Origin of the sequence: Serratia sp. L9, from assembly GCF_050632285.1 — a bacterium.
Lineage (GTDB): Bacteria > Pseudomonadota > Gammaproteobacteria > Enterobacterales > Enterobacteriaceae > Chania.
In genome coordinates, this window is record NZ_CP192591.1 from 4,284,894 (window position 1) to 4,299,259 (window position 14,366).

The 14,366-nt window shown below is 52.7% G+C and carries 10 protein-coding genes and 1 pseudogene; 6 read left to right on the forward strand and 5 right to left on the reverse strand.

Annotated elements, in window-relative coordinates; translation table 11 throughout:
- The first annotated feature begins 107 nt into the window (after positions 1 to 107).
- From kduD to ACQ86O_RS20435, 3 genes are all read left to right on the forward strand, one after another.
- Positions 108 to 869 (forward strand): 2-dehydro-3-deoxy-D-gluconate 5-dehydrogenase KduD, encoded by a 762-nt coding sequence (gene kduD / locus ACQ86O_RS20425; RefSeq protein ID WP_431222619.1) that lies wholly within the window; start codon positions 108 to 110, stop codon positions 867 to 869.
- Between the two features lie 188 nt (positions 870 to 1,057).
- On the forward strand, positions 1,058 to 1,606 hold the full coding sequence (locus ACQ86O_RS20430) for a metal-dependent hydrolase (RefSeq protein WP_431222620.1): 549 nt from the start codon (positions 1,058 to 1,060) through the stop codon (positions 1,604 to 1,606).
- 182 nt (positions 1,607 to 1,788) lie between these two features.
- Complete coding sequence (locus ACQ86O_RS20435; protein ID WP_431222621.1) at positions 1,789 to 3,180, forward strand: L-cystine transporter; 1,392 nt, start codon at positions 1,789 to 1,791, stop codon at positions 3,178 to 3,180.
- A 66-nt stretch (positions 3,181 to 3,246) separates the two neighbouring features.
- Here the strand turns inward: ACQ86O_RS20435 and kdgR are convergent, their stop codons facing one another.
- Positions 3,247 to 4,038: a DNA-binding transcriptional regulator KdgR gene (gene kdgR, locus ACQ86O_RS20440; RefSeq protein ID WP_431222622.1), complete on the reverse strand. Its 792-nt coding sequence runs from the start codon at positions 4,036 to 4,038 to the stop codon at positions 3,247 to 3,249.
- Positions 4,039 to 4,267: 229 nt separating this feature from the next.
- Between kdgR and ACQ86O_RS20445 the strand changes: the two genes are divergently transcribed.
- Positions 4,268 to 5,656 (forward strand): MFS transporter, encoded by a 1,389-nt coding sequence (locus tag ACQ86O_RS20445; protein WP_431222623.1) that lies wholly within the window; start codon positions 4,268 to 4,270, stop codon positions 5,654 to 5,656.
- A 60-nt stretch (positions 5,657 to 5,716) separates the two neighbouring features.
- On the opposite strand, the gene htpX is transcribed toward ACQ86O_RS20445, so the two are convergent.
- From htpX to ACQ86O_RS20465, 4 genes are all read right to left on the reverse strand, one after another.
- On the reverse strand, positions 5,717 to 6,595 hold the full coding sequence (gene htpX / locus ACQ86O_RS20450; RefSeq protein ID WP_431222624.1) for a protease HtpX: 879 nt from the start codon (positions 6,593 to 6,595) through the stop codon (positions 5,717 to 5,719).
- Between the two features lie 264 nt (positions 6,596 to 6,859).
- On the reverse strand, positions 6,860 to 8,905 hold the full coding sequence (prc, locus tag ACQ86O_RS20455) for a carboxy terminal-processing peptidase (RefSeq protein ID WP_431222625.1): 2,046 nt from the start codon (positions 8,903 to 8,905) through the stop codon (positions 6,860 to 6,862).
- Positions 8,906 to 8,924: 19 nt separating this feature from the next.
- Positions 8,925 to 9,635 (reverse strand): RNA chaperone ProQ, encoded by a 711-nt coding sequence (proQ, locus tag ACQ86O_RS20460; RefSeq protein ID WP_431222626.1) that lies wholly within the window; start codon positions 9,633 to 9,635, stop codon positions 8,925 to 8,927.
- Between the two features lie 95 nt (positions 9,636 to 9,730).
- Entirely contained in the window at positions 9,731 to 10,228 is a 498-nt protein-coding gene (locus ACQ86O_RS20465) for a GAF domain-containing protein (protein WP_431222627.1), read from the reverse strand.
- A gap of 242 nt (positions 10,229 to 10,470) precedes the next feature.
- Between ACQ86O_RS20465 and yebS the strand changes: the two genes are divergently transcribed.
- Together yebS and ACQ86O_RS20475 are read left to right on the forward strand one after the other, a co-directional pair.
- Positions 10,471 to 11,718 carry a membrane integrity lipid transport subunit YebS gene (gene yebS, locus ACQ86O_RS20470; RefSeq protein WP_431225787.1) on the forward strand — a complete coding sequence of 416 codons (1,248 nt, stop codon included), beginning with the start codon at positions 10,471 to 10,473 and terminating at the stop codon, positions 11,716 to 11,718.
- Positions 11,687 to 14,316, forward strand: a pseudogene (locus ACQ86O_RS20475) (MlaD family protein). Before yebS ends, ACQ86O_RS20475 begins: the two are co-directional and overlap by 32 nt.
- Positions 14,317 to 14,366 lie beyond the last annotated feature (50 nt).

A 14,366-nucleotide genomic window follows, 5' to 3' on the forward strand; every position in this document is an offset into this window, starting at 1 on the left:
AAGCCCGGTGCTTTCTTCCCTGACAGCGAAATGCACAGCGCTATGCTGAAAATTTTCTGCAAAAATCTGCACGGCGTAGCTGCGCAATACGGTAAGAGAACAAGGTTATGATTTTGAGTTCCTTTGACTTAACGGGCAAAGTGGCTTTGATCACCGGTTGTAATACCGGTTTAGGTCAAGGCATTGCGGTTGGACTGGCTGAGGCCGGTTGCGATATTGTCGGCGTTAACCGCAGCGATCCTCATGAGACGATGGCCAAAGTCACGCAGACCGGGCGCCGCTTTCTGAATCTGAACGCCGATCTAGGCAAAATTGACGCTATCCCGGCGCTGGTGCAAACCGCCGTCGATACATTTGGCAAGATTGATATTCTGGTCAACAACGCTGGAATTATCCGCCGTGAAGACGCTCTGAATTTCAGCGAAAAAGACTGGGACGATGTGATGGATGTTAACATCAAGACCCTGTTTTTTATGGCGCAAGCGGTTGCCAAGCAGCTCATTTGCCAGGGCAGTGGCGGCAAAATCATCAACATAGCCTCGATGCTTTCTTTTCAAGGCGGTATACGCGTCCCTTCTTACACCGCATCCAAAAGTGCGGTGATGGGGATAACCCGCCTGCTGGCGAACGAATGGGCGCAACATCATATTAACGTCAACGCCATTGCTCCCGGCTATATGGTAACCAACAATACCCAGCAACTGCGCACAGATGAAGAGCGGAATCAGCAAATCCTTGAGCGTATCCCTGCCGCTCGCTGGGGGACGCCGGAAGATATGATGGGGCCCATTGTCTTTTTGGCATCACCCGCCTCCAACTACGTGAATGGTTATACCCTGGCTGTTGACGGTGGCTGGCTGGCCCGTTAAAACCTTCTTTAGATTTTTTGCCTCTCCCCGGCTCTGTTTACAGAGCCTTTTTATTGCCGAGCGTATTGTGTTCAACCGGTTGTAAAACGGTATAAAACTCACAATCAGTTACAGGGTAACAGTTCCTTAACTGTAAAAATTCCCATATACTGGATAAATTAACAGTTTAATGGCCGGAATACAGCAGCATGACCGCGGAAGGACATCTCATTTTCTCTGTTGCCTGTGCGATCTTCGCCAAGAAAGCAGAGGTGACGCCCGTGCTCGCCAACGGCGACTGGTGGCATATTATTCCTGCTGCGCTGCTGACTTCATTATTACCCGATATCGATCACCCCAAGTCGGTATTGGGCCAGCGCCTGCGCTGGATCGCTGTCCCGATCTCGCGTGCTTTTGGCCACCGTGGTTTTACCCACAGCCTGCTGGCCATCGCTGGGGGGATGATGCTTTTTCAACTGGAAGTACCGCGCGGTTGGCTCGTTCCCGCCGATGTGTTGCACGCCATGATCATCGGCTACTTCAGCCATCTGCTTGCCGATATGCTAACCCCCGCCGGCGTCCCGCTACTCTGGCCCTGCCGCTGGCGTTTCTGCCTGCCGTTACTCAACTCACAAAAAGGCAACCAGTTAGAGCGTGTTTTGTGTTTAGGCCTGGTCGCTTTTGCCATTTATTGGCAAGGAGGTTGCACCATTCCCGTGCAGTCATATTTTGAACAAATAAAAAATATCCGACTCTGATCACAAAGTATTGCTGATTTATTCGCCCTTCCGATGAATACTTAACCGATTTTGATGTAAAAGTTATATTAAATTCCATTTGGATATAAATGAGCTTCTCAGCAAACTGTTACGATATTCACATTGCTACTCATCGGTGCGTAGCACGTAGACAATAAGAAAAGAAGATTGGAGAAATTGGGATGAATCTACCGCTCGTATTAAACGTGCTGGTTTTTATTGCCCTGCTTTTGCTATTGGCGCAAACCCGCCATAAGCAATGGAGCCTGGCTAAAAAAGTATTGGTTGGTCTGGTCATCGGCGTCGTGTTCGGTTTGGCACTGCAGCTGATTTATGGTTCGGACAACCCGGTACTCAAAGAGTCCATCGGTTGGTTTAACATCGTCGGTAACGGCTATGTGCAACTGCTGCAAATGATCGTGATGCCATTGGTTTTCGCTTCGATCCTCAGCGCGGTAGCCAAATTGCACAATGCCTCTTCTCTGGGCAAGATCAGCTTCCTGACCATCGGTACTTTGCTGTTCACCACGCTGATTGCCGCTCTGGTGGGCGTGCTGGTAACCAACCTGTTTGGCCTTACTGCCGAGGGTCTGGTGCAAGGAACGCAAGAAACTGCGCGCCTGTCGGCGATTGAAAGCAACTACGCAGGTAAAGTGGCCGATCTGAGCGTGCCTCAGTTGATCCTGTCATTTGTACCGAAAAACCCGTTTGCCGATCTGACTGGCGCTAACCCTACATCTATTATCAGCGTGGTGATTTTCGCCGCCTTCCTGGGTGTGGCTGCATTGCAGTTGCTGAAGGATGACCAACCGAAAGGCCAGCGCGTTCTGGTTGCCATTGACACCCTGCAAGCCTGGGTGATGAAGTTGGTACGGCTGGTGATGAAGCTGACCCCGTACGGTGTACTGGCGTTGATGACCAAAGTGGTTGCTGGTTCCAACATCCACGACATCGTCAAGTTAGGCAGCTTTGTTGTAGCCTCTTATCTTGGCCTGGCCATCATGTTCGTGGTACATGCTGTGCTGTTGAGCTTTACCGGGGTAAACCCACTCAAGTTCTTCCGTAAAGTGTGGCCGGTGCTGACCTTTGCCTTCACCAGTCGTTCCAGCGCAGCCAGCATCCCGCTGAACGTCGAAGCGCAAACTCGCCGCCTGGGCATTCCAGAATCTATCGCCAGCTTCTCGGCTTCGTTTGGTGCCACCATTGGTCAGAACGGTTGTGCCGGTCTTTATCCGGCCATGTTGGCGGTGATGGTTGCCCCTACGGTGGGTATCAACCCGCTGGATCCGTTATGGATCGCCACGTTGGTCGGTATTGTGACCGTCAGCTCTGCCGGCGTTGCCGGTGTGGGTGGTGGTGCGACCTTTGCCGCGCTGATTGTTCTGCCCGCCATGGGCCTGCCAGTAACCCTGGTTGCCCTGCTGATTTCGGTTGAACCGCTGATCGATATGGGCCGTACTGCGTTGAACGTCAGCGGTTCGATGACGGCAGGCACTGTCACCAGCCAGTTGATGAAACAGACTGACAAAACCATTCTGGATAGTGACGAAGAAACGGAATTGGCTCACCGCTAGCGGGTACATCAACAATAAAAAAACCGGTGCCTGTTCTGCACCGGTTTTTTTATCTCTGCCAAACAGTTAAAACGGGTAGTCGTGATAACCCATCTGTGCGGAAATCAGCCGGGCGGCGGTATGCAACTGAGCGACATAGCCATCTTTGGCTTCTTCAGAGAATCGAATTGTCGGGAAGGAAATACTCAAACCGGCAATCACCACGCCAAAGCGGTCAAACACCGGCACCGCGATGCAACGCAACCCTTCTTCCTGTTCTTCGATATCTTCACCAAAGCCCTGCTCACGCACTTGATCCAGAACCGGCAATAAGGCTGCGGTGCTGGCAATGGTATGGGGTGTGCTGCGGGTAAATTCGATGTGGGAGAGGATCTCTTCCACTTCAGCCCGATCGCGCCATGCCAACAACACTTTGCCAATAGCGGTGCTGTGCAACGGGTTGCGGCGGCCAATACGGGAGTACATACGCAGATTATACATTGAGTCAATCTTGTGAATGTAGACAATCCCGTCTTCATCCAGCGCCCCCAGGTGAATGGTCTCACGGGTCTGGTTGGACAACTCACGCATCTGAATGTCGGCACTGCGGATCAGATCCACGTTTTGCAGGGATTTTGCCCCCAGCTCAAACAGTTTGAGGGTAAGCGAATATTTCTCAGATTCTCCTTCCTGCGAGACATACCCTAACGACTTCATGGTTTGCAAGAAACGGTAAACGGTACTTTTGGACATCATTACCCGTTGAGATAGCTCGGTAATGCCGATCTCGCGTTCATCACCCAGTGCCTGAAGGATACCAAACACTTTCAGCACTGACGAAACCGAGTCCGGTTGTTTGTCTAGATCTACATTAGCCATGGTCAATACCTTACTCACCGTTTTTGTTTTAGGAAATTTGAACAAGAGTTTCAGTATAATGGGAACATTTAACCCTGCGCAATGGAAGTTGCCCGATAACCACCATTTATGAAGCGATTAGCGGGGTACCTCTCACTACTTTTACTATTTAGGCTGAAACTGCGAGTGCAATAAACCGCTAATACGATTAGCATGGTAATACTTCCCCAGTTTATTAAACACCCTGATTATGACGCGTCCTTGTTCTGACGGTTTGCCTGTCCCGCAACGATATGGGGCGATCCTCGCTATTGCGCTCGGTATCACCGTATCCGTGCTCGATGGCACTATCGCCAACGTCGCCCTGCCAACCATTGCCCGCGATCTGCAAGCCAGCCCGGCCAGCTCTATCTGGGTGGTCAACGCCTACCAATTGGCAGTCACTATTTCATTACTTTCGCTGGCTTCATTGGGCGATCTGATTGGTTATCGGCGTATTTATCTGGTTGGCCTGCTGGTATTCAGCATCACTTCTCTGTTCTGCGCCCTGTCCGATTCACTGGTTACGCTGACGATTGCCCGTGTGCTGCAGGGGTTTGGTGCCGCAGCCATTATGAGTGTCAATACCGCTCTGATTCGCATTATCTATCCACAGCGTTTTCTCGGGCGCGGCATCGGCATCAACTCATTGATTGTCGCGTTCTCGACGGCAGCCGGACCCACGATAGCCGCTGCGATCCTGTCAGTGGCTTCCTGGCAGTGGTTATTTGCTATCAATTTACCGATAGGCATTGTCGCGCTACTGCTGGGTTTGAAGTTTCTGCCTGCCAACAACCAAAAGAGCCGCAACCAGCGCTTTGATCTCACCAGTGCAGTAATGAACGCCCTGACCTTTGGCCTGCTGATCACCGCCATCAGTGGCTTTGCTCAAGGGCAGAGCCTGCAATTGATTGCCGTGGAGATCGCCGCTCTGCTGGTCATTGGTTACTTCTTTGTCCGCCGCCAACTGCGTCAGGAATCGCCTTTGTTGCCGGTGGATCTGTTGCGTATCCCGATTTTTGCCCTGTCGATGGGGACCTCAATCTGCTCTTTTGCCGCGCAAATGCTGGCGATGGTGTCATTACCCTTCTTCCTGCAAGCGTCACTGGGCCGTGATGAGGTAGCAACAGGTCTGCTGTTAACCCCCTGGCCGCTGGCAATTATCGTGGTAGCACCGATTGCAGGCCGCCTGGTGGAGCATATTCACGCAGGGTTACTGGGTGGGATTGGCCTTGCCACCTTTGCACTCGGTTTATTCCTGCTGGCCATGTTACCGCACAATCCGACGGATCTGGACATCATCTGGCGTATGGTTATTTGTGGTGCAGGTTTTGGGTTATTCCAATCCCCTAATAACCACACCATTATTTCTGCCGCACCGCCCCATCGTAGCGGCGGAGCCAGCGGCATGCTCGGCACTGCCCGCTTGCTGGGGCAAACGACTGGCGCAGCCTTGGTGGCATTGATGTTTAACCTGTTCCCCACCAGCGGCACTCATGCTTCGCTGGTGCTGGCTGGCACCTTCGCCAGCGTGGCCGCCGTGGTGAGTTGCCTGCGTATCACCCAGCCCCGCTCTGCCCCCGTTGAGCGCAGCAGTTAGCCTGAATAACGGGCATAAAAAAACCCCGGACCAGCCGGGGTTTTCGTGTTCAATAGAGCGTTACTTCAGGTATTGGCCGGAACGCAGCGCTTCGATACGCTTGTCCAACGGCGGGTGTGACATAAACAGCTCACTGAACGACTTGGATTTGCCGTTGATGCAAAAAGCCATCATGCTGCCTGCTTCCTGCGGCTCATAGCTGGTTTTCAGCCGTTGCAATGCCGCAATCATCTTCTCGCGACCAACCAGTTTGGCTGAACCCGCATCGGCGTGAAACTCACGGTGGCGTGAAAACCACATGGTGATAATGCTCGCCAGAATACCAAACACCAACTCCAGCACCATCGACACCCCGAAGTAAATCATTGGGTTGCCATTACCTTCGCCTTCACCATCACGGTTGCCGAGGAAGCCAGCAGCCACCTGCGCAATCAGGCGTGAAATAAAGATCACGAAAGTGTTCACCACCCCCTGGATCAGGGTCATGGTAACCATGTCGCCGTTGGCAACGTGGCTGATTTCATGAGCGATAACCGCCTCGGCCTCGTCGCGGCTCATGCTTTGCAGCAGCCCGGTGCTAACGGCAACCAGCGATGCATCGCGGCGCGCACCGGTAGCAAAGGCGTTAATGTCTGGCGCATGGTAGATAGCCACTTGCGGCATGGCAATACCGGCCTGCTGTGACTGGCGGCGTACCGTGTCCAGTAACCAGCGTTCAGTTTCATTACGCGGCTGTTCAATCACTTCTCCGCCCACGGAGCGAAGCGCCATCCACTTGGACATCAGCAGTGAAATAAAGGCACCGCCAAAACCAAACAGACCGGCCATGATCATCAGGCCTTGCACGCTACTGGATTGGATCCCTGTCAGGCTAAGTACCAGCCCGAAAACCAACATCACCGCAAGGTTGGTGAGCAGGAACAAAGCTATACGCATCATAGAATGTTTACTTCCTCATAAATGTTAACAAAACGCTGCCTCAGATACCTAGATCGTATGGGCATTCGTCACAGTTTCAATAGCTGGCCGCCATTAACCTACTAAAAATACGAAACTTTACAAAATTGACGCGGCACAACCGTTTTACAAATTGTAAACGATTGTTGCGTTAAGGGGCGAGAGTTTCTCGAAAATTTTACTGCGGATTCTGATTAAAAAAAGCGCACCCGAAGGTGCGCTCATTAACTGATAAGCCAGGATAAGTTACTTGGCCGCCGCCTGTTGTGAGGGCTGCTGCTTTTCAATCTTGGCAAGATCCAGGGCAATCTTTACCGTCTCATCAAGATACGGATCTGGTTCTTTGTAATCTTTCGGCAAGTCTTCAAGGGCTTTTAACGGCTTCTTCCCTTCCAACTGCAGGCGGTTGTTAATACGCTGCAAACGCGTTGCATCATCGTCATGGTTCTCTTTCTCACGCGTGGCCAGATTGAGAGAAACGGTGTTGCGTTTGTCTTTCAGCGCCTTGTAACGGGCAATGTCCTGCGCGATGTACTGGAACTCCGGATCCTTGGCGATACGCTGCCCATGATTTTTCAGCAATTCCGGCTCAAACGGCTTCAAATCACCGGTCTTGGTATAGGTAGCGGCATTGACGCTATCCCAAGGCATGGCATTATCTTCAAAGCTCTCGCCGGTTTCTGCCGGATCGATACCGGTAGGCATCAGGATATCTGGCGTCACACCTTTACGTTGGGTGCTGCCGCCGTCAACACGGTAGAACTTCTGAATGGTGTATTGCACTGAACCCAGCGCCGGCCATTCAGGACGCAACATCTGATCATAAATACGGTTCAATGAGCGGTACTGCTGCACGGTGCCTTTACCGAAGGTTGGTTCACCGACGATCAGCGCACGGCCATAATCCTGCATTGCTGCTGCAAAGATCTCGGAGGCAGAGGCACTGAAACGGTCAACCAGTACCACCAGCGGGCCTTTGTAGTAGACGACGCCATCGGTATCCGCATCTTCACGGATTTTGCCGTTGTTATCACGAACCTGAACAACCGGACCGCTCGGGATAAACAAACCAGACAGGGATACCGCTTCGGTCAGTGCCCCACCACCGTTGGAACGCAGGTCAATGATCAGGCTGTTAACGTTCTGCTTGGCCATCTTCTGCAGTTGGACCTTCACATCGTCGGTCAGACCGACATAGAAGCCAGGAATGTCCATCACCGCGACCTTCTGGTTGCCGACGGTCTTGATGGTCATTTTCACTGCACGATTTTCCAGGCGGATGCGCTCACGCGTCAGCGTGACCACTTTGGTTTTGGTGCCTTTGCCCGCCGGCAGAATATCCAGGCGAACCTTGCTGCCTTTTGGCCCTTTGATTAGCGAAACCACATCATCCAGACGCCAGCCAATCACATCCACCATCGGTTTGCCTGCCTGGCCGACACCCACAATACGGTCACCTACGGCGATCGCTTTGCTCTTGGTTGCCGGGCCACCAGGTACCATGGAGTTGATCACGGTGTAATCATCATCCATCTGCAAAACCGCCCCAATGCCTTCCAGAGACAGGCTCATCTCGGTATTGAACTGTTCGGTATTACGTGGTGACAGGTAGTTGGTATGCGGATCGATCTCATGCGCGAACGCCGTCATGATCAAAGTGAAAACATCTTCGCTGTTGCTTTGCGTCAGACGTTTAATGGCAGACTGATAACGCTTGGTCAGCGTTTCACGGATCTCCTGATCCGTCTTGCCAGCCAGTTTCAGATTCAGTTGGTCATATTTGACCTTGGCATCCCACAGGCGATCCAGCTCGGCGGTGTCTTTTGCCCATGGCGCTTTGCTGCGGTCGAGATCAATGGTGTCATTGCCGGTAAAGTTCATCGGCTTAGCCAGCAGCGACAACGCATACTGGTAGCGCTCAAACCGGCGTTTCTGCGCCAGGTTGAATAGCGCATAAGGAGTGGTCAGTTTGCCGGATTTCAGCTCTTCGCCTATCGAATTGCGTTTGTCGGCAAATTGCGCAACGTCGGAAGCCAGCAACACGTTATGGCTATAATCCAACATATTCAGGTAGCGATCGAAGATCTTGCCTGAGAAATCTGTATCCAGGGCAAACTGGCGATAATGAGAGCGAGTGAAGCGCGATGTTACGCGCTCACTCACCGTAGCATGTTGCGTTTCCTGCTCGAGCTGAGGCAGTTGATCGATGCGGATGTTGGCTGTATCCGCTCCGTAACTGACACCCGCCCACAGCAGAGCCGCAACTGCTGTTAATCTGACAAATTTGTTCATGCCTTGGTTGGCCTCCGTATCAGAACTGCAAGTGTTCTGCGCGCACAATCATCGCCAGACCGGAAGAGAGCTGCACACGTACGCCATCTTTAGCGATTTCAAGTACGGTTGCATCCATCGCGCTCTGACCTGCTCTGACTTTGATTTCCTGGCCAATTTGCAGTTTAGAGATATCCGTGACTGGCACACGACGCGGCTGGTTTTCCTCTTTTACTGCACGAGGTTCACGAGCTTGCTGTGGGCGAGTTTGTGGACGCGGCTTGCGGTTCTCTGATGCGGCACCCCCTTCACGACGTACGGCTGGCTTTTTACCGGCAGGACGCGGACGACGGGGCTCAGCAGTGGCAGACTCACCAGCGGCTTCACGTTTTTTGGCGTTTTGCTCAGCACGCTGTGCCTGAACACGCGCTTTAGCTTCTTCAAGCTGCTGGCGGGCATGATCGACATGCTGCTGTTCCAGTTCGCCACACGGGTTGCCATCCAGGTCAACACGCTGTGCACCGACTTTAACACCATACAGGTAACGCCAGCTTGAAGTGTACAGGCGCAGGGCTGAACGCAATTGCGTTTTGCTGAGGCTCTCTTCCCCTTGCACACGATCTACCAGATCTTGAAAAATACCGATTTTCAGCGGACGTGCTTCGCCTTCGGCGCTAAAGCAGAGCGGAAAACGCTCGGCAAGAAAAGCAATGACTTCTTTACTAGAGTTCAACTTGGGTTGATTTTCCATGAAATTTCCTGATTACAACGGGTTGCCAACAAGCCGCAGGCATGAACAGGCGTCATTATAATGACGCCATCGCTAAATGCCACGTTATCCGTAGATCAACTTGCTGCTACAGTGACATATTTCGCACAATTGCACTGTTCCAACTGTGCGCAAAGCCCTGCTACCACTGCTTTCAGGCCGATTTCGTCCTGCTCATCGAAGCGTTGATAAACAGTGCTGTCGATATCCAGAACACCGATGACCTGACCACCGACAGTTAACGGCAACACAATTTCCGCATTGCTGGCGGCATCACAGGCAATATGCCCTGGGAACGCATGAACATCGCCAACACGCGCCACACGGTTTTCTGCCACTGCCGTACCACAAACCCCTTTACCCACCGGAATACGCACACAGGCGATCTTGCCCTGGAACGGGCCCAGCACCAGTTGATTGCCATCCATCAGGTAGAAACCCACCCAGTTTACGTCATCAAGACGTTCATTGAGCAATGCGCTGGCATTGGACAATGCGGCGATGAGATGAGTTTCTCCTGCCAACAATGCACCTAGATCACGTTTTAATTCTGCGTAGAATTCTTCTTTTGTCATGTATTAACCGTTCATGCTCTTAGATAGCCTAACTTAACCCGTATAAAATAAGCATTAAATGCGTATACCCACAAGGTTAATCATCTGTTACTTCACAAAACACTGTCTAACAGGGTATGTTTGCCGCGCAAAAAACATTTGTAACCTGCTTTGTCAGCCGTGTTTACGCGATAATTGACGGGGTAAGGATTATTTTCCAGCTACGCTAAGTAAACCTGTAGGTCTCAGAACCGCCTTTCATGATGAAGATACAAACCATTATCGGTCCACTGTCCAAGGCTCGCCACCAACGCTGTTGCGAATGCGATTTGCTGTTCATGCTTCCGCCCTTGACCAGGAATCAGGCAGCCTATTGTCCGCGCTGCGATGCCAGGGTAGTCCATGGCCGCGACTGGTCGATGACTCGCCTGACGGCCATGGCCGTGACCATGTTATTGCTGATGCCCTTCGCCTTCTCTGAACCGCTGATCAGCATCCGCCTGCTGGGGACCCGTATTGATGCCAGCCTGCTGGAAGGCATCTGGCAGATGAGCCGCCAGGGGGATCCACTCACCGCCAGCATGGTCGCGTTCTGTACTATCGGCGCCCCGCTGACGCTGGCATTGTCATTGCTGTATTTGTGGTTTGGCCACGCATTCGGCATGAATCTGCGCCCGGTCCTGCTGATGCTGGAACGCCTCAAAGAATGGGTGATGCTGGATATTTATCTGATTGGCATGATGGTTGCTGCTATCAAGGTCAAGGAATATGCCGACATCCATACGGGTAGCGCGCTGATCGCCTATCTTGCACTCACCCTGCTCAGCATTTTGACACTGATCCACCTTAATCTGGAACAACTGTGGGAACGCTACTATCCGCAGGAACAACCGGAAGGCAACTCAGAAGCCCTGCATGTTTGCCTGTCATGTCATTTCACCGGTTATCCCGACGAACGGGGGCGTTGCCCCCGCTGCCATATTGCAATGTATCAGCGGCGTCCCTACAGCCTGCAGAAAACCTGGGCGGCACTGATTGCCGCTGTTGTATTGCTGATCCCCGCCAACCTGCTGCCCATTTCGATTGTCTATGCCAATGGCGCTCGCATGGAGGACACTATTTTCTCCGGTGTGGTTTCGCTGGCCACCTCGGGTAACGTCCCCATTGCCGCTATCGTATTTATTGCCAGCGTCCTGGTGCCCTTTACCAAGATTATTGTGTTGCTGGTATTGCTATGCAGTATTCATTTCAAAACCTCGCACAGCCTGAAAACACGTATACGCCTGCTGCGGCTGATCACCTGGATAGGTCGCTGGTCTATGCTCGATCTGTTCGTTATTGCGTTGATGATGTCACTGGTCAACCGCGATCAATTGTTATCTTTTACCATGGGGCCGGCCGCTTTTTATTTTGGATCTGCGGTCATTTTAACTATCCTTGCCGTAGAGTGGCTGGACAGCCGATTGATTTGGGATGCACATGCAACAGGAAACGCCGAGTACGCCGACTGAGGCGCGGGTCAAAAACAAGCGCCGGATCTCACCATTCTGGTTACTGCCGTTTATCGCCCTGCTGATTGCCGGTTGGCTGGTGTACAGCAATTTCCAGGAACGTGGCAATAGCGTCACCATTGATTTCCAGTCCGCAGCCGGTATCGTGGCTGGGCGCACGCCGGTTCGCTACCAGGGCGTAGAAGTAGGAACCGTGCAAAGCATCTCGTTAAGCAAAGATTTGCGCAGTATCGTGGTGGAAGCCAGTATAAAAAGCGATCTGGAAGACTCTTTACGTGAAGGCACCCAGTTCTGGCTGGTTACCCCCAAGGCTTCACTGGCCGGGGTTTCCGGCCTGGATGCGTTGGTCGGTGGTAACTACATCGGCATGATGCCAGGCCGTGGCAAACCGCAAACCCACTTCACCGCACTGGATACTCAGCCAAAATACCGCCTTAATACCGGTGAGCTGATGATCCATCTGTACGCCGATGACCTTGGTTCACTGAACACAGGCTCGGTGGTGTATTACCGCAAAATCCCGGTGGGTAAAGTGTATGACTACACCATTGCTGAGGGAAATAAAGGTGTCACTATCGATGTCTTGATCGACCGCCGCTTCGCCAATCTGGTGAAGGGCAACAGCCGTTTCTGGAATGTGTCCGGCTTTAAAGGTGATTTCAGCCTCTCCGGCGCCACTGTGCAAATGGAAAGCCTGGCGGCGCTGGTGAACGGCGCGATCGCTTTTGACTCTCCGCCCGACGGCAAGCAGGCCAAGGCCGACCAAAGTTTTGCCCTGTACCCGGACCTTGCCCACAGCCAGCGCGGCGTGAATATCACACTGGATCTGCCCAACGGCAATAATCTAAGCGAGGGCCGTACCCCGCTGATGTACCAAGGGTTACAGGTCGGTACCCTCACCCGCCTGACGCTACAGCAAGACAGCAAGGTCACCGGCGAACTGACCATCGACCCATCGGTAGTCGATCTGATGCGCAGTGGCACACGCATTGAAATGCGTAGCCCAAAAATAAGCTTTAGCGATACCAGGCTCAGCCAATTACTGACCGGTAATACGCTGGAACTGGTCCCCGGCGAAGGTGAGCCACAGAAACATTTCACCGTACTCGACAGCAATAAAACGCTGCTGCAACAGCCTGGAGTGGTGACGGTCTCGTTAACGGCGCCACAAAGTTACGGTATCGACGTTGGCCAGCCGTTAATCGTGCATGGTATCAAGGTGGGCCAGATCCTGACGCGCAACCTGACCGATGATGGCGTGATCTTTACCGCCGCCATTGAAGCGCAATACCGAAATGTGCTGCATAAAGACAGCAAGTTCGTGGTCAATAGCCGCATAGACGTCAAATTCGGTCTGGATGGCGTACAGATCCTGGGTGCCGGTGCACAGGAATGGCTCGATGGCGGTGTACGCATTATCCCTGGCAGCAACGGGGAGCCAGCCGCACAATACCCACTTTATAGCAATACCGAGAAAGCCGAAGAAGGCATCGTCGGCAACGCTCCAACCTCAACGCTGACGCTCACGGCGAAAAGCCTGCCGGACGTGCAGACCGGTTCGGTGGTGCTGTACCGAAAATTCCAGGTGGGTGAGATTGTCAACATCCGTCCAAAAGCCAACGAGTTTGACGTTGACGTTTATATCCGCCCTGAATACCGCAAGCTATTAACCAGTGAAAGCATTTTCTGGGCCGAAGGCGGTGCCAAGGTGCAACTGAATGGCAGCGGTCTGACGGTGCAGGCTTCGCCACTTAACCGTGCCCTGAAAGGGGCGATCAGCTTTGATAACCTGCAGGGCGTCACGCTGGATAAAGGTTCCAAGCGGGTGTTGTATGGCTCAGAGTCTTCGGCCCGCGCCGTGGGTAGCCAGATCACTTTGCGTACTTATGATGCCAGCAAACTGTCGCCGGGCATGCCGCTGCGTTATCTCGGTATCGATATCGGCCAGGTTGAATCACTGAAACTCGCGCCGGAACGCAACGAAGTGTTGGCCAAAGCCGTGCTGTATCCTGAGTATGTGGAGTCCTTCGCCCGTTTAGGAACCCGCTTCGCCATCGTCTCCCCAGAGATTTCCGCCGCCGGGGTCAATAACCTGGATACCATTTTGCAGCCCTATATCAACGTGGAACCGGGGCATGGCCGCACATTACGCATTTTTGAACTGCAGGAAGCCAGTATCACTGACTCCCGCTATCTGGATGGCTTAAGCGTGATCCTGGATGCTGCAGAGACTGGTTCACTGCAAATTGGCACTCCGGTGCTGTTCAGGGGGTTGAAGTGGGTACCGTGACAGGTTTCTATCTTGGAGCCATGTCGGATCGCGTTCATGTCTCACTGCGCATCAGCAAGCGATTCCAGCATCTGGTGCGTAATAACAGCGTCTTCTGGTTGGCATCAGGTTATAACCTGCAATTCGGCCTGACGGGTGGAGTGATCAAAAGTGGCACTTTCCAGCAGTTTATTCGCGGCGGTATAGCTTTTGCCACGCCGCCAAGCATCCCTTTGGCACCTAAGGCCACGCCGAATAAACACTTCCTGCTTAACGCTGAAGAGCCAAAAGACTGGCGTGAATGGGGTACAGCCATCCCCAGAGATTAAGTACAGGTTGATGCGGGGCTCAATTTACTGAGCCCCGCCGATATTCTCAG